Source organism: Bradyrhizobium sp. USDA 4538, from assembly GCF_024171045.1.
Lineage (GTDB): Bacteria > Pseudomonadota > Alphaproteobacteria > Rhizobiales > Xanthobacteraceae > Bradyrhizobium > Bradyrhizobium australafricanum.
Genome location: NZ_JALJZE010000001.1, coordinates 958,811 through 978,988 on the forward strand (window position 1 = coordinate 958,811; position 20,178 = coordinate 978,988).

General features: G+C 65.2%; 20 protein-coding genes. 15 read left to right on the top strand and 5 right to left on the bottom strand.

Features of this window, described 5'->3' with window-relative positions:
• Window positions 1-662 precede the first annotated feature (662 nt).
• The 3 genes from J2R78_RS04125 to J2R78_RS04135 all read left to right on the top strand — a co-directional run bounded on the left by J2R78_RS04125 (window position 663) and on the right by J2R78_RS04135 (window position 3,024).
• Window positions 663-1,511, top strand: a complete 849-nt coding sequence (locus J2R78_RS04125) for an Npun_R2479 family HD domain-containing metalloprotein (RefSeq protein WP_057015250.1) — start codon at window positions 663-665, stop codon at window positions 1,509-1,511.
• Window positions 1,512-1,738: 227 nt separating this feature from the next.
• Window positions 1,739-2,740 (top strand): tryptophan--tRNA ligase, encoded by a 1,002-nt coding sequence (gene trpS, locus J2R78_RS04130; protein ID WP_253603045.1) that lies wholly within the window; start codon window positions 1,739-1,741, stop codon window positions 2,738-2,740.
• Window positions 2,741-2,823: 83 nt separating this feature from the next.
• A complete protein-coding gene (locus J2R78_RS04135) occupies window positions 2,824-3,024 on the top strand; it encodes a hypothetical protein (protein WP_168857972.1) in 201 nt (66 codons plus the stop codon).
• An 11-nt stretch (window positions 3,025-3,035) separates the two neighbouring features.
• Here J2R78_RS04135 and J2R78_RS04140 read toward each other — a convergent pair whose 3' ends face one another.
• From J2R78_RS04140 to J2R78_RS04155, 4 genes are all read right to left on the bottom strand, one after another.
• On the bottom strand, window positions 3,036-3,905 hold the full coding sequence (locus tag J2R78_RS04140) for an aldose 1-epimerase family protein (protein ID WP_253603047.1): 870 nt from the start codon (window positions 3,903-3,905) through the stop codon (window positions 3,036-3,038).
• Window positions 3,906-4,016: 111 nt separating this feature from the next.
• Window positions 4,017-4,784, bottom strand: coding sequence for an enoyl-CoA hydratase-related protein (locus tag J2R78_RS04145; RefSeq protein WP_253603049.1), 768 nt, complete (start codon window positions 4,782-4,784; stop codon window positions 4,017-4,019).
• A gap of 77 nt (window positions 4,785-4,861) precedes the next feature.
• Window positions 4,862-5,296, bottom strand: a complete 435-nt coding sequence (locus J2R78_RS04150; protein WP_057015246.1) for a MarR family winged helix-turn-helix transcriptional regulator — start codon at window positions 5,294-5,296, stop codon at window positions 4,862-4,864.
• Between the two features lie 31 nt (window positions 5,297-5,327).
• A complete protein-coding gene (locus J2R78_RS04155) occupies window positions 5,328-5,531 on the bottom strand; it encodes a hypothetical protein (RefSeq protein WP_253603051.1) in 204 nt (67 codons plus the stop codon).
• Between the two features lie 74 nt (window positions 5,532-5,605).
• Between J2R78_RS04155 and J2R78_RS04160 the strand changes: the two genes are divergently transcribed.
• The 8 genes from J2R78_RS04160 to J2R78_RS04195 all read left to right on the top strand — a co-directional run bounded on the left by J2R78_RS04160 (window position 5,606) and on the right by J2R78_RS04195 (window position 14,085).
• Window positions 5,606-6,505 (top strand): CHAD domain-containing protein, encoded by a 900-nt coding sequence (locus J2R78_RS04160; RefSeq protein WP_253603053.1) that lies wholly within the window; start codon window positions 5,606-5,608, stop codon window positions 6,503-6,505.
• A gap of 165 nt (window positions 6,506-6,670) precedes the next feature.
• Window positions 6,671-6,943, top strand: a complete 273-nt coding sequence (locus tag J2R78_RS04165) for a helix-turn-helix transcriptional regulator (protein WP_253603054.1) — start codon at window positions 6,671-6,673, stop codon at window positions 6,941-6,943.
• Window positions 6,940-8,955 (top strand): hydrogenase 4 subunit B, encoded by a 2,016-nt coding sequence (gene hyfB / locus J2R78_RS04170; RefSeq protein WP_253603056.1) that lies wholly within the window; start codon window positions 6,940-6,942, stop codon window positions 8,953-8,955. Before J2R78_RS04165 ends, hyfB begins: the two co-directional genes overlap by 4 nt.
• Window positions 8,946-9,902, top strand: coding sequence for a respiratory chain complex I subunit 1 family protein (locus J2R78_RS04175; RefSeq protein ID WP_253603058.1), 957 nt, complete (start codon window positions 8,946-8,948; stop codon window positions 9,900-9,902). Before hyfB ends, J2R78_RS04175 begins: the two co-directional genes overlap by 10 nt.
• Window positions 9,902-10,564 (top strand): hydrogenase-4 component E, encoded by a 663-nt coding sequence (locus J2R78_RS04180; RefSeq protein WP_016843065.1) that lies wholly within the window; start codon window positions 9,902-9,904, stop codon window positions 10,562-10,564. Before J2R78_RS04175 ends, J2R78_RS04180 begins: the two co-directional genes overlap by 1 nt.
• Window positions 10,561-12,009, top strand: coding sequence for a hydrogenase 4 subunit F (locus J2R78_RS04185; RefSeq protein ID WP_253603060.1), 1,449 nt, complete (start codon window positions 10,561-10,563; stop codon window positions 12,007-12,009). Before J2R78_RS04180 ends, J2R78_RS04185 begins: the two co-directional genes overlap by 4 nt.
• 18 nt (window positions 12,010-12,027) lie before the next feature.
• Window positions 12,028-13,539, top strand: a complete 1,512-nt coding sequence (locus tag J2R78_RS04190) for an NADH-quinone oxidoreductase subunit C (RefSeq protein WP_253603062.1) — start codon at window positions 12,028-12,030, stop codon at window positions 13,537-13,539.
• A gap of 12 nt (window positions 13,540-13,551) precedes the next feature.
• Window positions 13,552-14,085: an NADH-quinone oxidoreductase subunit B family protein gene (locus J2R78_RS04195; protein ID WP_253603064.1), complete on the top strand. Its 534-nt coding sequence runs from the start codon at window positions 13,552-13,554 to the stop codon at window positions 14,083-14,085.
• A gap of 210 nt (window positions 14,086-14,295) precedes the next feature.
• On the opposite strand, the gene J2R78_RS04200 is transcribed toward J2R78_RS04195, so the two are convergent.
• Entirely contained in the window at window positions 14,296-15,306 is a 1,011-nt protein-coding gene (locus J2R78_RS04200) for a LacI family DNA-binding transcriptional regulator (RefSeq protein WP_253603065.1), read from the bottom strand.
• Window positions 15,307-15,404: 98 nt separating this feature from the next.
• Between J2R78_RS04200 and J2R78_RS04205 the strand changes: the two genes are divergently transcribed.
• From J2R78_RS04205 to J2R78_RS04220, 4 genes are all read left to right on the top strand, one after another.
• Window positions 15,405-16,277 carry a phytanoyl-CoA dioxygenase family protein gene (locus J2R78_RS04205; protein ID WP_253603067.1) on the top strand — a complete coding sequence of 291 codons (873 nt, stop codon included), beginning with the start codon at window positions 15,405-15,407 and terminating at the stop codon, window positions 16,275-16,277.
• 126 nt (window positions 16,278-16,403) lie between these two features.
• On the top strand, window positions 16,404-17,750 hold the full coding sequence (locus J2R78_RS04210; protein WP_253603069.1) for an MFS transporter: 1,347 nt from the start codon (window positions 16,404-16,406) through the stop codon (window positions 17,748-17,750).
• A gap of 3 nt (window positions 17,751-17,753) precedes the next feature.
• A complete protein-coding gene (locus J2R78_RS04215; RefSeq protein ID WP_253603072.1) occupies window positions 17,754-18,614 on the top strand; it encodes a sugar phosphate isomerase/epimerase in 861 nt (286 codons plus the stop codon).
• A 58-nt stretch (window positions 18,615-18,672) separates the two neighbouring features.
• The gene (locus tag J2R78_RS04220; RefSeq protein ID WP_253603074.1) at window positions 18,673-20,178 is read left to right on the top strand and encodes a hypothetical protein; all 1,506 of its coding nucleotides are present in this window, start codon (window positions 18,673-18,675) and stop codon (window positions 20,176-20,178) included.

The window sequence follows — 20,178 nt, forward strand, 5'->3', positions numbered from 1 at the left end:
TGGGGCAGTGGAGCGTGGCAAAGACTCCTTGGCGGCTCGGGGCAGTACCGAACTCTTAGCGGTCGCCGTCGGCGGCCAGACGCTGTTGGTTGCAGCCGGCGATGCCGATCCCTCGTCCGACGGCGGCGGCGCAAGCGAAAGCGGAGGGGAAAGCGAGGTCTGACATCTCGCGCTGTCTTGTGACCAAACTCCCGCCGTCAATAAACCAAGGGCAAGCAGTGTTGCGTTCTTCATTACTCGTCCTGCAAATCACCTGGAATGAAAGCATTGATTGCGTGACTCCTATCGCCACGCTTCGACAAGAATTTCCACATCTGACATGGCGATCAAAAATTGACGGAAGTTGGGAGCCATGGGCGGATACATGCGCGCTTCGGTCCACCCTCGTTACTGGCCCCACTGCCCGCTTCTTGTCCAATCGCGACCGTTTGGCCCCGGTCTCGGTAAGATCCGGTATGCACCTCACAGCGGACCGTTTGGCGGTCGGGTGCATTGATCGCGATGGGCCATCAGCGGTGGTTCAGCCTTACCTCATCCCGGGTAGCCCCCAAACCAGGGCTCGACAGGCCTCCGGGCCACCAGGCTCCGGCCCAATTCGCGGGACCAACAACCCGGTGACGAAATACCCAAACCGGCATAGCATCCGCACATTGGAGGCGATCATGTTCAACCCAACTCAAATTGTCATCCAAGCGTTTGTCGATCAACTCAAGGGTACATACGGCCAAATCTACGGAATCCTCGAGCCCGCCTATCCGGACATCATCGGTTTCGTTGGGCGCCTCGCGTTGGAGAATATTGCCAATAGCGATGCGGCCTACCACGACATGAACCACACCATCATGGTGACGTTGGTCGGACAGAACATTTTACTCGGCAAGCATACGAGCGAAGGCGGTGTCAGGCCGCGCGACTGGCTCCATTTCATGATTTCGCTCTTATGCCACGACATCGGCTATGTACGCGGGGTATGTCGAGGCGACCGGGACGGACTTTATGTTTGTAACGAAAACGGTGATCGCGTCCGGATATCTGCTGGAGCCACGGACGCATCCTTGACCCCCTATCATGTGACACGATCCAAGCTCTTCGTCCGCGAGCGTTTCGGCAAGGTGAGCCTGACCTCCATCGACACAAAGGAAATCGAGGCGAACATCGAGCACACGCGCTTTCCGGTACCGGGGGAAGAAGAACATACCAGTACGGCGGATTATCCCGGCCTGCTTCGTGCCGCGGATTTGATCGGCCAATTGGCCGACATTGACTATTTGCGGAAGACGTCAGCCTTGTTTGCCGAATTTCAGGAGACTGGCGCAAGCGAGAAACTCGGATATCAGACTCCCGATGATCTACGTGCAGCGTACCCTGCTTTCTTCTGGAAGGCCGTCTGCCCCTATATCGGCGACGCACTTCGATATCTGCGGGTCACGCAGGAAGGTAAGCAATGGATCGCCAACCTTTACGCGCACGTGTTCTCGGAGGAGCACAGGGGAGCGATTACTCGAGCATAGCCGGGTGGAAGAATAACTGGCTATGCCGTCTTGACCCGCTCGTTCGATTGCCTTACGGCTCACGCCATGAACCGCTCGATCCTGATCGCCAATCTCTGGTGGCTCGCCGACTGACAGGCGGGCCGAACGCGTTCATGCATTTCGGGGCCGCCGCATTGGGCGGCCTTTTTCTTTCACCTCATCCAGCCCGCCTGCGGTGTCCCCATTCAACCGAATGGAGATAAGCCGTGACCAAACCGATCATCCTCACCGGCGACCGCACCACCGGGCCGCTGCATCTCGGCCATTACGTCGGCTCGCTCAGAAGCCGCCTCGCGTTTCAGGACAGCCATGAGCAATACCTGCTGCTCGCCGACATGCAGGCGCTGACCGACAACGCGCACGACATCGGCAAGGTCCGCGGCAACGTCATCGAGGTCGCGCTGGATTATCTCGCCGTCGGCATCGATCCCGAACGGACCTCGATCTGCCTGCAGTCGCAGCTTCCGGCGCTCGCCGAATTGTCGATGCTCTATCTCAACCTTGTCACCGTCGCGCGGCTGGAGCGCAATCCCACCATCAAGGACGAGATCCGCGCCCGCGGATTCGGACGCGACATCCCTGCGGGCTTCCTGTGCTACCCGGTGGCGCAGGCCGCCGACATCACCGCGTTTCGGGCGACCGTCGTGCCGGTCGGCGAGGACCAGGCTCCCCTGATTGAGCAGACCAACGAGATCATCAGGCGCGTCAACGCGCTCGCCGGCCGTGCGCTCCTGCAGGAGGCGGTGGCCGTCATACCACGCGCGGGACGGCTGCCGGGCGTCGACGGACGCGCGAAGATGAGCAAATCCGCTGGCAATGCGATTGCTCTCTCGGCCTCGCCCGGTGACATCACGGCTGCGGTGCGCGCGATGTTCACCGATCCCGATCATCTGCGCGTCGGCGACCCCGGCAAGGTCGAGGGCAATGTCGTCTTCAGCTATCTCGACGCGTTCGATGACGATCACCACGCCGTCGAGGAATTGAAGGCGCGCTATAGGCGTGGCGGTCTCGGCGACGCGGCCGTCAAGCGGCGGCTGGAGGACATCCTGCAAGCCCTGATCGCACCGATCCGGACCCGGCGCGCCGAGCTGGCAAGCAATCGCGACCATGTCGCTGACGTGATCCGGCGCGGAACCCTGAAAGCCCGCGAGATCACCGAGCGCACCAAGCGCGATGTGATGGCGGGGCTCGGCGTGTTCCAGCCCTGAATGCGCTGTCATCAAACCATGGCAGGAACTTTGCTTGCCTGTAGCAGTTGTCCGCTTGGCGAAAACCGGATTTGGAGCCTGTCGTGATCGATCCGAAAACGCTTCTCGAACGCGCCGCGCAATTGACCGATCAGGCCAAGAGCGAGGAAGAAGCCGGCATCCGCGAGCGGCTGCTACGCATGGCCGAGCATTACCGCGACCTGGCCGCGCATGAGGCCTGGGCGAACGAGAACCCGCCATCGGTCGGCGCGATCACCAGTGCGCTCAGCCCCCGCGCACATTGACCTGTTCTTCGTCAGCTCACGCGAATGCGATAGCCCAGTGACTGCCGCGCGCCCGGCGCGATGTGCGTGAGGCCGGGCTTGCCGGCGAACTCGCCATCGAATTCGACCGGGCTGGCGAAACCGTGCCACGGCTCGATGCAGAGGAACGCCGCGCCGCCGACCTTCGACCAGACACCAAGTTCGCGAAAGCCGCGCCAGGACACCTCGATCGCGGGCCCCTGCGCAGCAGCAAAGCGAACCGACGCGCTCGCAACCTGATCGAGGATCATGGCGTCGTCATCGAACAATTGCTCGGACAACGCCAGCACCCTGCCCCTGATCGGAGAGGGCTCGGCCTGCGGCCGCATCAGCCCGCCCTCAAGTCGCCGGATCGGCGTCGGCTCGTCCTTCGCGAAGGTCAGCGCGTAGGCTTCCTTTGCCAATCCCGGAAGCAGCGGCCAGTTGAAGGCGGGATGACCGCCGAGCGAGGCCGGCAGTGTCTCGGCGCCGGTGTTGACGATGTCGAAGGCGACGTCGAGATCGGCGCCATCAACGGTATAGGTGACCTCGAGCCTGAACGCGAAGGGATAGCGCGCACGCGTCTCCGCATCGTCGGTGAGCGCGAGCTTGCAGGATCGGGGCCCCTGCTCCACCCAGGCAAAGCGGCGGTCGCGCGCAAAGCCGTGCTGCGTCATCGGATAGGTCTTGCCGTTGTGGCGCAGCGTATCGTTCTTCAAGCGGCCGACGATCGGGAACAGGATGGGCGCATGGCGCGGCCATTGCGGGCCGGCCTGCCACAACAGTTCGGTCCCGTCGGCATTTCTGAGCGACGACAATTCGGCGCCCTGCGCCGAAATAGTCGCGGCGATTCCATCGCTGCGCAGCGTGTGACTGTCGCTCATGCCTCGCCTCGCCGGGTTGCGGTATGCCCCGACAGGAGATGTTCGAAGCCGGCGAAGCCGTCAACCCCAAAGCAATGGGGCCGCCCACGCGTGGCGGGCCACGCTCCGGGCCTAACCGGTAATCTTGGAGAAATCGGGCTGGCGGCGCTCGGCAAAGGCGGCAAAGGCCTCGCGTGCTTCCGCACTCATCAGCCGTTCCTGGAAGATCTCGCCCTCGCGCGCCATTTGCGCGCTGATCCTGGCGGGGTCGCGCATCAGCGCCTTGGTGTGCTGGAGCGAGCCGAACGGCCGCTTCGCCAACGCGTCCGCCGCCGCGCGTGCCTTGGCGCGCAGGTCCGCGAGCGGCACAACCGCGTTGGCGAGGCCGATCGAGACCGCCGTCTCCGCCTCGACCGGTTCGCCGAGCGCGAACATCGCATAGGCCCGCGCATAGCCGATGCGCTGCGGCAACAGATAGGTCGAAGCCGCCTCCGGCACCAGCGCCAGATTGACGAACGGCGTGATCAGCCGCGCGGTCGGCGCGAGGTAGACGAGGTCGCAATGCAGCAGCATGGTGGTGCCGATGCCGACCGCATTGCCCTGCACGGCGGCAACCAGCGGCCGCGTCGCCTTGGCAAGCCCGGCAAGGAAGCGCGTCACGTGGCGCTCGCCCTGCACGCCGCGCGACACCGCCGCGAAATCGGCGAGATCGTTGCCGGCGGTAAAGCTGTCGCCGTCGCCCTGCAGCAGCACGGCGCGGATCGCAGAATCGCTTTCCGCGCGCTCGAGCGCATCGGCCATCGCGCCATACATCGCGTTGGTGATCGCATTCTTCTTGTCCGGGCGCGCCATCGTCATGGTGAGGACACCGCCGTCCAGCGCTACGACCACTTCACTCATGCTTCACTCCTGTTGCTCGCTTCTTGCTTGACGCGTCTTCTTCACGCGAACCGGTAGCCACTTCGCTTGAAGACGCTCTAGCTGTCCTTGCCTTTCGGAAACTTGTCTTGCAGGCTGGTCAGCCAGCGCGACACCACGTCGATCTCCGCGTCCGAGAACCCGTCCATCAGACGGTTGTTGATCGCCCTGGTCCGCGTCGCGGCGCGTTTGCCGAACTCCTGCCCCGCCGCGGTCAGATGGAGCCGCTGGCTGCGGCCGTCCTCGCCATCGCGCCGGCGCTTCACGAGGCCTGCACGTTCCATCCGGTCGGCGAGCCCGCTCATCGCCGACGGCACGATGTCGAGCGCCTGCGAGACGTCGCCGATCAGCGCGCCGTCATTGCGCCCGAGAAAGAACAGCACGCCTGCCTGGGCCGACGTCAGATCGTGCGTGGCCGTCTCCTGCTCGATGGCGCGTTGCAACCGGCGATAGGCCACGGTCAGAAGAAAGATCAGCCGGTGTTCCGCTTTCATGCCGTCCGTTATATATTTCGCACGCGAAATATCAAGATACTTCGTGCACGAAATATCCGACGCTGCGGCGAAGTCCGCTGGCTGGTTTTGCGGCGTGCACAAAGCCATGGTGTTCCCTCAAAAGCCCGGCCTGCATATCGACTGGAATGAGCTCCCGCCGACGGTTGATTGCGACATTTTGATCCTGTCGCTGGATCGTCGCACTGCGGCCCAGCAGAAAATCCTTGATCGACATCGATCAAACGGGAAATCTTCCCACCCGGGAGCCGCCCGGTTGCGTTGCGGCACCGGCGGGGTCACGAGAGTGTCATGACGTTAGCGGCAAGTCCGGCCAAGGAGCGTGTTGTCCGCCCAAAGCGGCCGCGCCATCTAAGCGAAGCCATGCGCTGTGAGACCGCGTTTCGCCTGATCCTGTCCGAATGCCTCGAGGAAGTCGCGACCAATCACGAGGCCATGAGTTCCGGTGATTCCGCCGCGCTGCACCAGACCCGTATCGCGCTGACGCGGCTGAAGGCGGCGATCGCCTTCTATGGGCCGATGGTGGCGGACACCGAATGGACGCGACTGAAATCCGAGTTGAGATGGCTGAGCGCCCATCTCGGCGCCACGCGCGACCTCGACGTCGCGATCGAGAACAGCAAGGGCCTGCCTGAAGAAGGCATGCTCCAGACGGCGCGAACCGACGCGTTCGAGGCGCTCAAGGAGGCGTTGCAAAGCGATCGATACTGGCGATGGTTCGACGGCATGTGGGACTGGGTCGGCAGCGGCCCCTGGACCACGCGGCAGGACCCCCGCGCCGCGCAGCGGCGAGCCGTGCCGGTCGCGGTGTTTCACGCGCGGCGGCTGGCGCGATGGCATGGCAAGCTGTGCCAGAAGAGCCGCGGGCTGCAAGGCATGGGCAAGAACAAGCGCCACCGCGTCCGTCTCGCCAGCAAGCGGCTGCGTTACGCCATCGAGTTCTCGGAGGGCGGCTTGCCTCCCGACGAATACGCGTCATGGCGGATTATCCTGAAGCATCTGCGCAAGGGACAGCAATTGCTCGGCGAATTGAACGATGACGAGGTCCGTCGCGGGCTGCTCGAGAGCGTCGATGCACCCGCGCAGCGCGCCCACGAGCGCAAGGCCAAGCACCAGCGCCTGCACGAACGGAAGCGCAAGAGCCGGCTGCTGCGCCACGCCGCGGCGGTCTATCGAAAAATCTCCGACTGAACGCGCATCAGCGCAACTCCGTCGGCGCGCGGATACCGCTCGCGTTGACGACTGCGCCTAGGAATGATGTATAAAACATCACTTATTGCCCTTGTGCCATCATTACTTGATGTGCATAAATGACATTCAAATAGACGCGACTCCCACATCGACGGCCATCAATCGATGATCACCGCGGCGCAGCTACGAGCGGCCAGGGCCTTGCTCGGCATCGACCAACGGCAGCTCGCCGAACTGTCCGGACTTTCGGTGCCAACCATCCAGCGGATGGAGGCGAGCGAAGGAACCATTCGCGGCAACGTCGACTCGCTCGTGAAACTGATCGACGCGCTCGGCACAGCCGGCGTCGAGGTCATCAATGAGGGCGCCGTCAGCAGTGGCGGCGGCCGCGGGGTGCGATTGAAGGCCGGATCAGGCTCACCGAAGGTGCGGACATGATCCCGGCGGTCACTCAGCAGATCTGGTGTGTAGCCGCCCTGCTGGGAACGACCGCTCTCGCGATTGCAACGAGCAGATCGCGCCAATCGACAGCCATCGTCTACGGCGCGACTTTCGCGATTTCGCTGATCGCGCTGGCCGGGGCCATGATTTCGCTCATCTCCCGTACCAGCGCGACGGAACTGGCCCTGCCGATCGGGTTGCCCTGGCTGGGATCGCATTTCCGCCTCGATGCGCTCGCCGCATTCTTTCTCGTCGTGGTCAATCTCGGCGGTGCGGCCGCAAGTCTCTATGGCCTCGGTTACGGCAGCCACGAATCCGCGCCCCAGCGCATTCTTCCCTTTTTCCCGGCGTTCCTGGCCGGCATGAATCTCGTCGTGCTCGCCGACGATGCGTTCACCTACCTCTTGTGCTGGGAATTCATGTCGCTCGCCTCGTGGGCGCTCGTCATGGCGCATCACCGTGACGCGGATAATGCCCGCGCAGGCTACGTCTATCTCGTGATGGCAAGCTTCGGAACGCTGGCTCTGTTGCTTGCCTTCGGCCTGCTGGCGGGAGCGGGCGGCAGCTACAGCTTTGCGGCCATCCGCGCTGCTCAGCACACCCCGTCCGAAGCCGCACTGGTGCTCGCGCTGATGCTGCTCGGCGCCGGGTCGAAAGCCGGCCTGATCCCGTTGCACGTGTGGCTGCCGCTGGCTCATCCGGCCGCGCCGAGCCATGTCTCGGCGCTGATGAGCGGCGTGATGACGAAGGTCGCGATCTACGGATTCATCCGGGTCGTGTTCGATCTGCTCGGGCCGCCAAGCTGGTCGGCGGGTGTCGCGGTTCTCATCCTCGGCGGCGCCACGGCCGTCATGGGGATCCTCTACGCGCTGATGGAGAAGGATCTCAAGCGCCTGCTCGCCTACAGCACGATCGAGAACATCGGCGTCATCTTCGCAAGCCTCGGCCTTGCGCTGGCATTTCAGGCGAACGGCCTTGGCCTCGCGGCCGCCCTCGCCTTCACGGCCGCATTGTTCCACGTGCTGAACCATTCGTTCTTCAAGAGCCTGCTGTTCTTCGGGGCCGGCGCGGTGCTGACGTCGACCGGCGAACGCGACATGGAGAAGCTGGGCGGCCTGATCCACCGCATGCCGCTCACGAGCTTCGTCTTTCTGGTCGGCTGCGTCGCGATCTCGGCGCTGCCGCCGTTCAACGGGTTCGTGTCGGAATGGCTGATGTTTCAGGCCGTCCTGCAGAGCCCCGACCTGCCGCAATGGCTGCTGAAGATCATGGTGCCCGCGGTCGGCGCCTTGCTGGCGCTGGCCGCGGCGCTCGCCGCTGCATGCTTCGTCAAGGCCTTCGGAATCACATTTCTCGGCCGCGCGCGGAGCCCGGCCGCGGAAGCCGCCGGCGAAGTCGATCGCTATTCGCTCGCCGCGATGTTCAGCCTCGCCGTGCTCTGTTTCCTCGCCGGCATTCTGCCCGGCCTGGTGATCGACGCGCTTTCGCCGGTCGCGCAGACCGTGATCGGCCACCGGATGCCGCTTCAGGCGGACGATCCCTGGCTCTCGATCGTGCCGATCGAGGAGAGCCGCAGTTCCTACAACGGATTGCTCGTCTTTGCATTCATCACCGCCGCGGCGTCGCTCGCGGTGTACTTTATCCATCGCTTTGCGTCGCGCGCGATCCGGCGCGGACCGGCCTGGGGTTGCGGCTTCTCCGACCCGACACCGGCGGCGCAGTATTCCGGCGTGAGCTTCGTGCAGCCGATCCGCCGCGTGTTCGGCACGCTGGTTTTCCAGGCCCGCGAGCATGTCGACATGCCCGCGCCGGGCGAACTGCGGCCGGCCCGCCTCAGGGTCGATATGCACGACCTGGTCTGGGAGCGGCTCTACACACCCGTGACTGAACTCGTGTGGTTCTTCGCCGATCGGCTGAACCAGCTCCAGTTCCTGACCATCCGCCGCTACCTCAGCCTGGTGTTCGCAACCCTCGTCACATTGCTGCTGGCGCTCGCGATATGGTCGTGATCTCCGACATCCTCGTTCAGCTCGGCCAGATGGCGCTTGTGCTGCTGCTCGCGCCGCTGCTGACCGGCGTTGTGCGCAAGATCAAGGCCCGCCTATTGCGGCGGAGAGGACCGTCGATCTTCCAGCCCTACCGCGACCTGCTGCGGCTGCTGCGCAAGGAGGTCGTGCTCGCCGAAAACGCGTCCTGGCTGTTCCGTGTCACGCCCTATGTGACGTTCGCGGCCATCTGGGTCGCGGCGGCGCTGGTCCCGACCTTCGCGACCGGCCTGCAATTCAACTGGAGCGCCGACCTGATCGCGATCGTCGCCCTGCTCGGCAGCGCGCGCTTCTTCCTCGCGCTTGCCGGCATGGACGTCGGCACCAGCTTCGGCGGCATCGGCTCCAGCCGCGAGGTGATGATTGCCGCGCTCGCCGAGCCGGCCATGCTGTTGATGGTGTTCTGCGTCGCGCTGATTGCCGGCTCGACGCAGCTGTCGACGGTCGCGACCTTCATGGCGTCGTCGGAAGTCGGACTGCGCGTCTCGCTCGGCATGGCGATGATCGCCCTCATCATGGTGGCGCTCGCCGAAAACGCGCGCATCCCGGTCGACAACCCGGCGACGCATCTGGAGCTGACCATGGTGCACGAGGCGATGATCCTCGAATATTCCGGGCGCCACCTCGCCATGATCGAGTTCGGCGCCTTCCTCAAGCTGCTGCTCTACATCTCGCTGATCATCTGCGTGTTCTTCCCGTGGCAGATCACCACCGAAGGCGCGGGCCCGCTGTCCTATCTGGTGAGCGTTGCCGCCTACATCCTCAAGCTTGCGGTCGCGAGCTTCCTCCTTGCCGTGTTCGAGACCGCGACGGCCAAGATGCGGGTGTTCCGCGTCCCCGAATTCCTCGGCGCGGCGCTGATGCTCGGCCTGCTCGGCACGCTGCTTCGGTTCGTGTCACGGGGCTTCTGATGCACAACCTCGCCTTCGACATCGCCCATCTGCTCGCCGGCGGGCTCGTGCTGATCAGCTTCATGATGCTGTACCAGGACCGCCTGTATGCGCTGCTGAACATCTTCGCACTTCATGCCGTGGTGCTCGCAGCTTCCGTCGCCTGGCAGGCCTTCATCCAGAATGCGCCGCATCTCTACGTGACCGCGGCCATCGCACTGGTCTTCAAGGCGATCGTCATCCCGGTGGCGTTGCATCGGATCATCAAGCAGCTCGGCATTCATCGCGATATCGAGACCGCGGTGAGCATCGGCCCGACCATGCTTGCCGGCATGGGGCTCGTCGCCCTGTCCATGGTGCTGATGCTGCGCGTGACCGGCGCCGCCGATCCGCTGGCGCGGGAAGACCTCGCCTTCGCGCTGTCGGTGGTGCTGCTGGGATTGCTCGTCATGGTGACGCGGCGCAACGCCGTCAGCCAGGTCGTCGGCTTCATGTCGCTGGAAAACGGCCTGGTGCTGGCCGCGACCGGCGCCAAGGGCATGCCGCTCGTCGTCGAGATCAGCGTCGCCTTCTCGATCCTGATCGCATTCATCGTGATCGGCGTGTTCCTGTTCCGCATTCGCGAGCGGTTCGACACCGTCGACGTCGGCGCGCTCGATGAATTCAGGGGGGAGCGCCGATGACTGCCGCGTCGGATGCCGTCACCTGGGTTTTGTTGATACCGATCACCGCCGCGGCGGTGCTGGCCGCGCTGCCCGGTTACCGGCTGACCGCGGGCCTCAATGTCGTGGCCAGTCTCGGCACCTTGCTGGCCGCGCTTTCGCTGCTCGTGGCCGAGCGCCCGCAACCCGGCCAGTACCTGCTGATCGACGATCTCAACATCGTCTTCATCGTGCTCAACACCTTCGTGGGATTCACCACGAGCGTGTTCAGCGCCAGCTATATCGCCCATGAACTCGAAACCGGACGGCTGACGCCGGGCTATCTGCGATTCTACCATGCCATGTATCAGGTGATGATGTTCGGCATGAACCTCGCATTCGTGTCGAACAATATCGGCCTGATCTGGGTCGCGGTCGAGGTCGCGACGCTCACCACCGTGCTGATGGTCGGCATCTACCGGACCCATGCGGCGCTGGAAGCGGCCTGGAAGTACTTCATCCTCGGCAGCGTCGGCATCGCGCTGGCGCTGTTCGGTACGATCCTGGTGTACATGGCCGCACTGCCGGTGGTCGGCGAGGGTCAGGATGCCATGGTGTGGACGGTGCTGATCAGCCGTGCGGCGACGTTCGACCCGGCATTGCTCAACGTCGCCTTCATCTTCCTGCTGCTCGGATACGGCACCAAGGTCGGCCTGGCGCCGCTGCACGCCTGGCTTCCGGATGCGCATGCCGAGGGCCCGACCCCGATCTCCGCCGTGCTCTCCGGCCTGCTGCTCAACGTCGCGCTCTACGCGGTGCTCCGCTTCAAGATCCTGCTCGCCGCCAATCCGGATGCGATATCGCCGGGCCCGCTGATGGTGACGATGGGGCTGACCTCGCTGCTGTTCGCGGCCTTCATGCTTTACCGCCGCCGCGACATCAAGCGGCTGTTCGCCTACTCCTCGATCGAGCACATGGGCATCATCGTGTTTGCGTTCGGCATGGGTGGCCCGCTCGCCAACTTTGCCGGCCTGCTGCACATGGTGATGCACAGCCTCACCAAGTCGGGAATCTTCTACGCGGTCGGCCACATTGCGCAGGTGAAGGGCACGCAGCGGATCGCCAACATTCGCGGCCTGACCGAGACGCATCCGGCACTCGGCTGGAGTCTCGTGATCGGCGTGGTCGCGATCGCCGGCCTGCCGCCGCTCGGTATCTTCATGAGCGAATTTCTCATCGTCAGCTCCACTTTCGCGCGCCAGCCGCTGCTCGCCATCCCGCTGGTGTTCGGCCTGCTGCTCGCCTTCGGCGCGCTGATCCTGCGCCTGACCAGCCTTGCGTTCGGCGAGCCGCGCGGCAATGCCGCGCCGGCGGATGCGTCCTATTTGCCGATGTTCGCGCATTTCGCGCTGGTGCTGACTGCGGGCATCTACCTTCCGGGACCGCTGGTCGTCTGGTTCCAGCACGTCGCCAACCTGCTGGGTTAGCGCGAGGGAGAACGGGATATGCCGAGGTTGATCGATCTGATCCGGGCGGGCCACAGGATCGAACGACATCATCCATGGCCGCGCGCCGTGGTCGACGGCGATACCTGGCGCGCCGCCGCTCACGCGCTTGCGGATGGCGGCCTGAGCCTGCTCGGGCTGTGGGGCGAGCCCTCGCGCGTGCACATGGCCGTCCTCGACGACCGCACGTCCGATATCGGCGTGATCAGCCTGGATTGTCCCGATCGCCAATTTCCTTCGGTTGCGGCCCATCATCCGCCGGCGCTTCGATTAGAGCGCACCCTGCACGACCTGTTCGGATTGCAGGCGACAGACACACCGGATTCCCGTCCCTGGCTTGATCACGGCCGTTGGCAAACGCGCTTCCCGCTCGGCGAACGTCGCGATGCATCGGCGGACGCCGCGCCTTATCAATTCCTTCCGGCCGAGGGGGACAGCCTGCATCAGATCGCAGTCGGTCCGGTGCATGCCGGCATCATCGAGCCCGGGCATTTCCGCTTTACCGCGAGCGGAGAGACGGTCGTCCGCCTCGAGCAGCGGCTCGGCTACACCCACAAGGGCGTCGAAGGGCTGATGGCGGGCAGCACGATCGAGCAGGCCGCGCGGCTCGCCGGCCGGGTCTCCGGCGACAGCACGGTCGCCTATGGGCTGGCGTTCGCGCAAGCCGTCGAGGCCGCGCAGCGGATTGCCGTGCCGCCGCGCGCGCTGTTGCTGCGCGCGCTGATGGCGGAACTCGAGCGGCTGGCGAATCATCTCGGCGATATCGGCGCGATCTGCAACGATGCGTCATTTGCGTTGATGCAGGCGCATTGCGCCGTGCTGCGCGAATCCGTGCTGCGCGCGGCCGACGCTGCATTCGGTCACCGCCTGATGCGCGACCTCATCGTTCCCGGCGGCGTCGCGCGCGATATCGCCGGCCATGGAGCCGACGCGATCCGGGCCGCGCTCGACCAGATCCGCCGGCATTTCCCTGCGCTGGTCGAGCTCTATGACAACACCGCCTCGTTGCAGGACCGCACCGTCAGCACCGGTATCGTTGCTCCAACGCTCGCCCGGCAATTCGCCGCCGGGGGCTATGTCGGGCGCGCGAGCGGCCGCGACCATGACGCCCGACGCAAGCCCGGCTATCTCCCCTATGATGGCCTCCGCTTCGAAGTCCCCGTCCTCAGCGACGGCGACGTCAACGCCCGGGTCTGGATCCGGATCCGCGAGGTTGAGCAGAGTCTCGCGCTGGCGTACCAGATCCTGATCGGCCTCGAGGCCGGCCCGGTGCAAGTGCCGCTGCACAATACGGCGGAGCCTTGCGAGGGCATGGCGCTCGTCGAAGGTTTCCGCGGCGACATCCTGGCCTGGCTGCGCCTGAACGGCGATCGGATCGAGCGATGCCATCTGCGCGATCCGTCGTGGTTTCAGTGGCCGCTGCTCGAGGCGGCCATCGAAGGCAACATCGTGGCGGACTTCCCACTCTGCAATAAGTCGTTCAACTGCTCCTATTCCGGGCAGGATCTCTGAGGGCTTGAGGCGATGCGCAAACTTCTGTTCCAGAGCCTGTTTCGCCAGCCATTGACGGAGCAAGCGCCGCGCCCCGATGACGCTGCGCTCGCGGAGCTGGCGGCTGCCGTCGGCCACACCGCACGACGACGCCTCGGCCGCAGCCTCTCGATCCGCGAGGTTGATGCAGGCTCCTGTAACGGATGCGAGCTGGAAATACACGCGTTAAGCAATCCGTATTACGACGTCGAACGGTTTGGACTCCGGTTCGTCGCCTCGCCTCGTCACGCCGACGTGCTGCTGGTCACGGGTCCGGTCACCAAGAACATGCGCGAGGCGCTGGAGCGCACATACCGTGCGACGCCAGATCCCAAATGGGTCGTCGCTGCGGGCGATTGCGCGAGGGATGGCGGATGCTTCGCCGGCAGCTACGCGGTGGTTGGCGGGGTCTCCGCGGTTGTTCCGGTCGATCTCCACATTCCGGGTTGCCCGCCTTCGCCGATCGCCATCCTGCGGGGCCTCGTGTCCTTGCTCGAGGCGGTCGACGCCGGGGTCGCGGCAAGGTGAAAGCACGGAAAGAAACGAGCACCTCCGCCCGCACCATGGGCGAGGCGCGCTAGTGTCCCGAATCCGAAGTTCGCATCATTTGCCGCACCTTCGGAGCGAACTTCGGATTCGATAAGGACACTAGCAAACTTATGATTTTAGTGTGCTTTATGAATGCGAAGTTCGTGAAAGTGGCTGCCGCGAAATCACACGAACTTCGCATTCAGCACACTAGCCGCTGTCGCGCAGCACCAGTTCGAAGCCGAGATCGACGCGGCGCTCGCCGCCGCGCTCCAGCGTCAGCGTCGCCGCGGTGCGGCCGATCGCGTCGCCGTGCACGCTGATCGTGCTCAGGGTCGGCGAGATCAACTGGCCCATTTCGAGATCGCCAAGCCCGATCACGGCGACCGGCTGCGCCGATGCAGGCCCGTCGCGCAGCAGCCCGGCCTTGCGCAGCCCGGACATGAAGCCGATCGCATGCGCATCGTTGGCGGCGAACACCGCGTCGACACCAGGCAGGCGAGCATGCGCCGCCACGCTGCCGGAATCCTTGCGGTCCAGGATCAACCGGCGCGGCTCGGCAAGGCCGCTGGCCAGCGCCTCGTCCCTGAAGCCGAACCAGCGGCGCGTGCCGCGCGGATCGTCGCCGCCGATGAAGGCGAGCTGCTTGCGGCCCTGCGCGACCAGATGCTTCGCGACGGCGACACCGGCCTTGTAATTGTCGAAGCCCGCGACCGCGTCGATCGGGTTTGCCGGCAGATCCCAGGTCTCGACGATCGGGATGCGCGCATTGCGCAGCAGGCGGCTGGCCTCCTCGGTCGCCGGCGAGCCGACCATGATGATCGCCTCGGGCCGCCGCGACAGCAGCGCCGCCAGCATGCGGTCCTCGCGCTCCGCGTCATAGCGCGACTGCGCCAGGATCACGGAGAAGCCGAGCGGCTCGAGCTTATCGGACAGGCCCTGCACCGTGTCGGCGAAGATCGAGTTGGCGATGGTCGGCACCAGCACGCCGACCGAATTGGTCCGTGCGCTCGCCAGCGCGCCCGCCACCAGGTTCGGGATATAGCCGAGGTCGCGCATCGCCTGCTCGACCCGCGCCCGGGTCTCCGGGGCGACCAGGTCGGGCATCCGCACCACCCGGCTCACCGTGATCGAGGAAACGCCGGCGCGCTTGGCCACCTCTGAAAGGGTGGGCGCGGCACCGGCCGGGCCAGTCCCGGGGGCGGTCAGTTCGGAGCTCATGGGCCGGAGCCTGCACGATTCCGGGTTGCCAAGCCATGATGTTAGCGCTAGCATCACCTCATGTTAGCGCTAACATGGAACAAAAAGGGAGAAACGGCATGATTTCGGACGAACAGACCCAGGCTTACAAACGCGACGGCGTGATCGTGGTCCCCGAGGTGCTCAACCAGGAGACCTTAGGCAAGGTGCGCACGGTCCTCGCGGAGCTCGTGGCCGGCGCCGCCAGCGTGAGCGAGCACACCGACGTCTACGACCTCGAGCCGGGCCATTCGCCTGACAATCCGCGCGTCCGCCGCATCAAGGCGCCGCACAAGGTGCACCCGATCTTCGACGAGATCGTGCGCAGCCCCGCCGTGATCTCGATCCTCACCAAGCTGATCGGCCCCGGCCTTCGCCTGCACGGCTCCAAGCTCAACATGAAGTCGGCGCAATACGGCTCGCCGGTTGAGTGGCATCAGGACTGGGCATTCTATCCGCACACCAATGACGACATCCTCGCGATCGGCGTGCTGCTCGACGATTGCGATATCGAGAACGGTCCGATGCTGGTGACGCCGAGGTCGCACACCGGCGCCACGATGTGGGATCATCACGGCGAGGACGGCCACTTCGCAGGCCTGATCGATCCGGACCAGATTCAGGACGACATCAAGCGCGCGGTGCCCTGCATGGGCAAGGCCGGCAGCATGTCGTTCCATCACGTGCGCGCGCTGCACGGCTCGGCAACCAACACGTCGAACCGGCCGCGCAACCTGCTGCTCTATGAAGTGGCCGCGAGCGACGCCTGGCCGCTGATGGGCGTCAAGGACTTCGACGAATTCAACAGCCGCCTGCTGGCGGGGCCGCCGGTGGTCGCGCCGCGGCTCACCGACGTACCGGTGCGGATGCCACTGCCGCCGGCCAAGCGACAGGGATCGATCTACGAGACCCAGTCGGCGTCGAAGAAATCCTACTTCACGCGCGCCGCTTAAGACCGACCACAATGCCCGCGGCCAGGCCGCGGGCATTGCTGCTTTCACGAGCACGATCCGCCGCGACAAACGCGGAGATCGTGCCCGATCAAAACGACCATAAAAACCAAAACAACGGGGAAACGAATGACCGAGATGGCAAGAGATGGCGCTCGCACATCGCGCCTGCGTGTGATCCTGGCCGCAAGCATCGGCTCCGCGCTCGAATGGTACGACTTCTTCCTGTACGGCACCGCCGCCGCGCTGGTGTTCGGCGAATTGTTCTTTCCGAAGAGCGATCCGGTGGTCGGCACGCTGTTGTCGTTCCTGACCTTCGGCGTCGGCTTCGTGGTGCGGCCGTTCGGCGGCCTTTTGTTCGGCATCCTCGGCGATCGCTATGGCCGCAAGCCGGTGCTGGTCTCCACGCTCCTGATGATCGGCATCGGCACCACCGCGATCGGCTTCCTGCCGACTTATGGGCAGATCGGGATCTGGGCGCCGATCCTCCTGGTCGCGATGCGCGTCATCCAGGGCCTTGGCGCCGGCGCCGAATATGGCGGCGCGGTGATCTATCTGGTCGAGAACGCACCGCCGAAGCATCGCGGCTTCTGGGGCGGCTTCGCGCCGCTCGGCGTCTCCGTCGGCAACCTGCTTGCGGCCGGCGCCTTCGCGCTGGTGACCATGCTGCCGCGCGAGGATTTGATGAGCTGGGGCTGGCGCCTGCCCTTCCTGGCGAGCTTCCTCCTGATCGTGGTCGGCATCTTCGTCCGCATGCGCATCACCGAGACGCCGGTCTACACCGAGGCGGTGGTCGCGCGCGGCAAGGTCGAGAGCAATCCGGCGATGGAAGCGTTGCGCCGACACCCGCGCAACTTCTTCGTCGTGCTCGGCGCCCGCATGGCCGAGAACGGGCTCGGCTATTTCTTCCCGGTGTTTGGGCTGAGCTACGTGATCACCACGCTCGGCGTGCCGAAAGCCGAGGCGCTCAGCGCGCTGATGCTGGCATTCACGGTCGAACTGTTTGCGATCCTCGGCTTTGCGGCATTGTCGGACCGGATCGGGCGGCGGCCGGTCTACATGTTCGGCGCGCTGGCCGGCGTGGCGCTCGCCTTCCCGTTCTTCTGGATGGTCGGCACCAAGGAGTGGATCATGATCGCGCTCGCCTTCATCCTGGCGCGCGCCGTGGTAACGGCGGCGATGTTCGGGCCGCAGGCGGCGTATTTCGCCGAGCTGTTCCCGCCGCAACGCCGCTTCGCGGGCTTTGCCTTCGCCCGCGAGCTCGGCTCGCTGCTGTCGGGCGGCCCGGCACCGTTCGTCGCCACCGCACTGGTCGCGGCCTACGGCACCTGGTGGCCGGTCGCCTGCTACGCGATGCTCCTGTCGGCCTGCACCGTCGTTGCGATCTGGATCGGGCCCGAGACCTACCAGGAGAACATCGCCGCCGACGAAGGCGAACAGGCCGAGCTGCCCACGGCGATCCCGGCGCGGGCCTGACCGGTGGCGCAGCAACTGCGCGTCCTGCAGTCGCTCTGGGCGATGGAGCGACGGCTGGCCGATGAGGGCGAATGGCCGCTGCAAACCCAGCTCGCGATGATCCGCGATGCCGGGTTTGACGGCGCCGGCGTGCGCTTCATCGATCCTGTCTTTGCGCGCGAGGCGACGAGCTTCCTTCGCGCGCATGGCATGATCTGGCAGGCGCAATGCTACCCGAAGAGCGTCGACGACCTGAAGCCGGTGCTCGAGCTGGTCGCCCGGCTCGGCACCGATCATGTCAACCTGCAGCCGGACGTTCGGCCGCGCCGGCTCGCGGATTGCATTCCGCTGCTCGAAGGCTGGCGGCGGCTTGCCGCCGAGGCCGGCGTCGCCGTGCATGTCGAGACCCATCGCGACCGCATGACGACCGACCTGTTCTTCATGCTCGACCTGCTCGACTGCTTTCCCGATCTGCGGCTCACCGCCGATCTCTCGCATTATCTGGTCGGCCGCGAATTCGCCTGGCCGGTCGACGACGTCAACCACGCGATGATCCATCGCATCCTCGACAATGCCTGGGGCATCCATGGCCGCATCGCGAGCCGCGAGCAGGTGCAGATCTCGCTCGGCTTTCCGCAGCACCAGGGCTGGGTGTCGCTGTTCATGGGCTGGTGGGACTACGGCATCCGCTCCTGGCGGAAACGCGCCGGTCCCGACGCGACCCTGACCTTCCTGTGCGAACTCGGTCCCCCGCCCTATGCCATCACCGGGCCCGACGGCAGGGAATTGTCCGACCGATGGCAGGATGCGCTGGTCATGAAGGACATGATCCGCGCGCTGTGGGATCGTATCGCGAACGAGCCGCAGGGCCCGCTCCCGCATTGATTCAAACAGGCCGCGGCGGCATCCTGAACGCCCACAATCCGGAACGCCGCGAGGACCCGTGCGCGACCGCTGGGCTTATCCGCTTCGATGCCTCGTCGCCGTCTCGGCCGTGGCAACCTTCGCGCATACGAAGGCGGCCACGGCAGAGCTTGCCCTGAATGTCGCGACCCTGCCGCGCGTCGCGACCATCGACCCGCGCTTTCAGTCCTACAACATCGAGATGGTTGAGGTGACCGGCGGAAGGTTCTGGAAGCCTTATGCAACCGCCGCCACGCGTCGGCGTGCAGAGACAGAGCGGTTCGCAGCTCGCGCTCCGATCGACCTGCACGATGGCAGGCTTCGCAAGCTCGCCGCAGCCCTCTCACCCGTCTATCTGCGCGTCAGCGGCACCTGGGCCAACAGCACGTTCTTTGCGGATTCCGAGACGCCACCGGCTGCACCGCCGGCCGGCTTCAACGGCGTGCTGACGCGACGGCAGTGGCGGGACGTGATCGAGTTCTCGCGCGCCGTCGACGCTCCGATCGTCACGTCCTTTGCGATCAGCGCGGGCGCGCGTGACGCCGCGGGGCAATGGAGCCCCGAGCAGGCCCGGCAACTTCTCGCTTTCACGCGATCCGCAGGCGGGCGTATCGCCGCAGCCGAGTTCATGAATGAGCCCGATCTGCCGGCCATCGGCAGCGCCCCTGACCGCTACGATGCTGCGGCCTACGGCCGGGATTTTGCAGCGTTCCGCGCCTTCATGAAGGACACCGCGCCCGACGTGACGATCCTCGGCCCCGGCACGATGGGCACCGGCGCTGAGGCCCAAGCGCTTTTCGCCGCATCGGCAGCCGGCGTCGACGCGGTCTCTTATCATCATTATGGCGCGCTGTCGGCGCGATGCGGCGGTGATCGCAGGGCAAGGCATGCATTGTCGGACGAATGGCTGGCGCGAACCGGCGAGAGCCTCGCCCTCTACGAGACGCTGCGCGACCAGCTTGCGCCGGGCAAGCCGATCTGGCTGACCGAGACGGCCGAGACCGCATGCGGCGGCAATCGCCTGGCCGCAACCTTCACCGACACGTTCCGTTACCTCGATCAACTCGGACGGCTGGCCAAGGCCGGCGTCCAGGTGGTGATGCACAACACGCTTGCGGCGAGCGACTACGGGCTGCTGGACGAGCGAACTCATCTGCCGCGGCCGAACTATTGGGCTGCGCTGCTGTGGCGGCGGTTGATGGGCACCACCGTGCTCGATGCCGGTATCGCGGAGCGTCACGGCTTCCATGTCTATGCGCATTGCGCGCGCGACATGCCCGATGGAATAGCCATACTCGTCATCAACAACGACCGGCGGATGCGGCACAAGCTCACGCTCTCAGCCGCCTCGCAACGTTACACGCTCGCGAGCGAAAAGCCTGCCGACGGCAACGTTCAGCTCAATGGCGCGACGCTCTTGCTCGGGACCTCTGACAGTATCCCCGCTCTCAACAGCGTAGCGGCTGTCGCCGGAACGATCGTCTTTGCACCCAGAACGATCACGTTCCTGATCGTCGCCGACGCCGGCAACGCCAATTGCCGGTAG

What these genes read in the sequence shown, in the direction of transcription:
- J2R78_RS04125 (WP_057015250.1), top strand. Translation starts at nt 663, where the DNA reads ATGTTCAACCCAACTCAAATTGTCATCCAAGCGTTTGTCGATCAACTC.
- J2R78_RS04140 (WP_253603047.1), bottom strand. Translation starts at nt 3,905, where the DNA reads ATGAGCGACAGTCACACGCTGCGCAGCGATGGAATCGCCGCGACTATT.
- J2R78_RS04145 (WP_253603049.1), bottom strand. Translation starts at nt 4,784, where the DNA reads ATGAGTGAAGTGGTCGTAGCGCTGGACGGCGGTGTCCTCACCATGACG.
- J2R78_RS04150 (WP_057015246.1), bottom strand. Translation starts at nt 5,296, where the DNA reads ATGAAAGCGGAACACCGGCTGATCTTTCTTCTGACCGTGGCCTATCGC.
- J2R78_RS04155 (WP_253603051.1), bottom strand. Translation starts at nt 5,531, where the DNA reads ATGTCGATCAAGGATTTTCTGCTGGGCCGCAGTGCGACGATCCAGCGA.
- J2R78_RS04160 (WP_253603053.1), top strand. Translation starts at nt 5,606, where the DNA reads ATGACGTTAGCGGCAAGTCCGGCCAAGGAGCGTGTTGTCCGCCCAAAG.
- J2R78_RS04165 (WP_253603054.1), top strand. Translation starts at nt 6,671, where the DNA reads ATGATCACCGCGGCGCAGCTACGAGCGGCCAGGGCCTTGCTCGGCATC.
- hyfB (WP_253603056.1), top strand. Translation starts at nt 6,940, where the DNA reads ATGATCCCGGCGGTCACTCAGCAGATCTGGTGTGTAGCCGCCCTGCTG.
- J2R78_RS04175 (WP_253603058.1), top strand. Translation starts at nt 8,946, where the DNA reads ATGGTCGTGATCTCCGACATCCTCGTTCAGCTCGGCCAGATGGCGCTT.
- J2R78_RS04180 (WP_016843065.1), top strand. Translation starts at nt 9,902, where the DNA reads ATGCACAACCTCGCCTTCGACATCGCCCATCTGCTCGCCGGCGGGCTC.
- J2R78_RS04185 (WP_253603060.1), top strand. Translation starts at nt 10,561, where the DNA reads ATGACTGCCGCGTCGGATGCCGTCACCTGGGTTTTGTTGATACCGATC.
- J2R78_RS04190 (WP_253603062.1), top strand. Translation starts at nt 12,028, where the DNA reads ATGCCGAGGTTGATCGATCTGATCCGGGCGGGCCACAGGATCGAACGA.
- J2R78_RS04195 (WP_253603064.1), top strand. Translation starts at nt 13,552, where the DNA reads ATGCGCAAACTTCTGTTCCAGAGCCTGTTTCGCCAGCCATTGACGGAG.
- J2R78_RS04200 (WP_253603065.1), bottom strand. Translation starts at nt 15,306, where the DNA reads ATGAGCTCCGAACTGACCGCCCCCGGGACTGGCCCGGCCGGTGCCGCG.
- J2R78_RS04205 (WP_253603067.1), top strand. Translation starts at nt 15,405, where the DNA reads ATGATTTCGGACGAACAGACCCAGGCTTACAAACGCGACGGCGTGATC.
- J2R78_RS04210 (WP_253603069.1), top strand. Translation starts at nt 16,404, where the DNA reads ATGACCGAGATGGCAAGAGATGGCGCTCGCACATCGCGCCTGCGTGTG.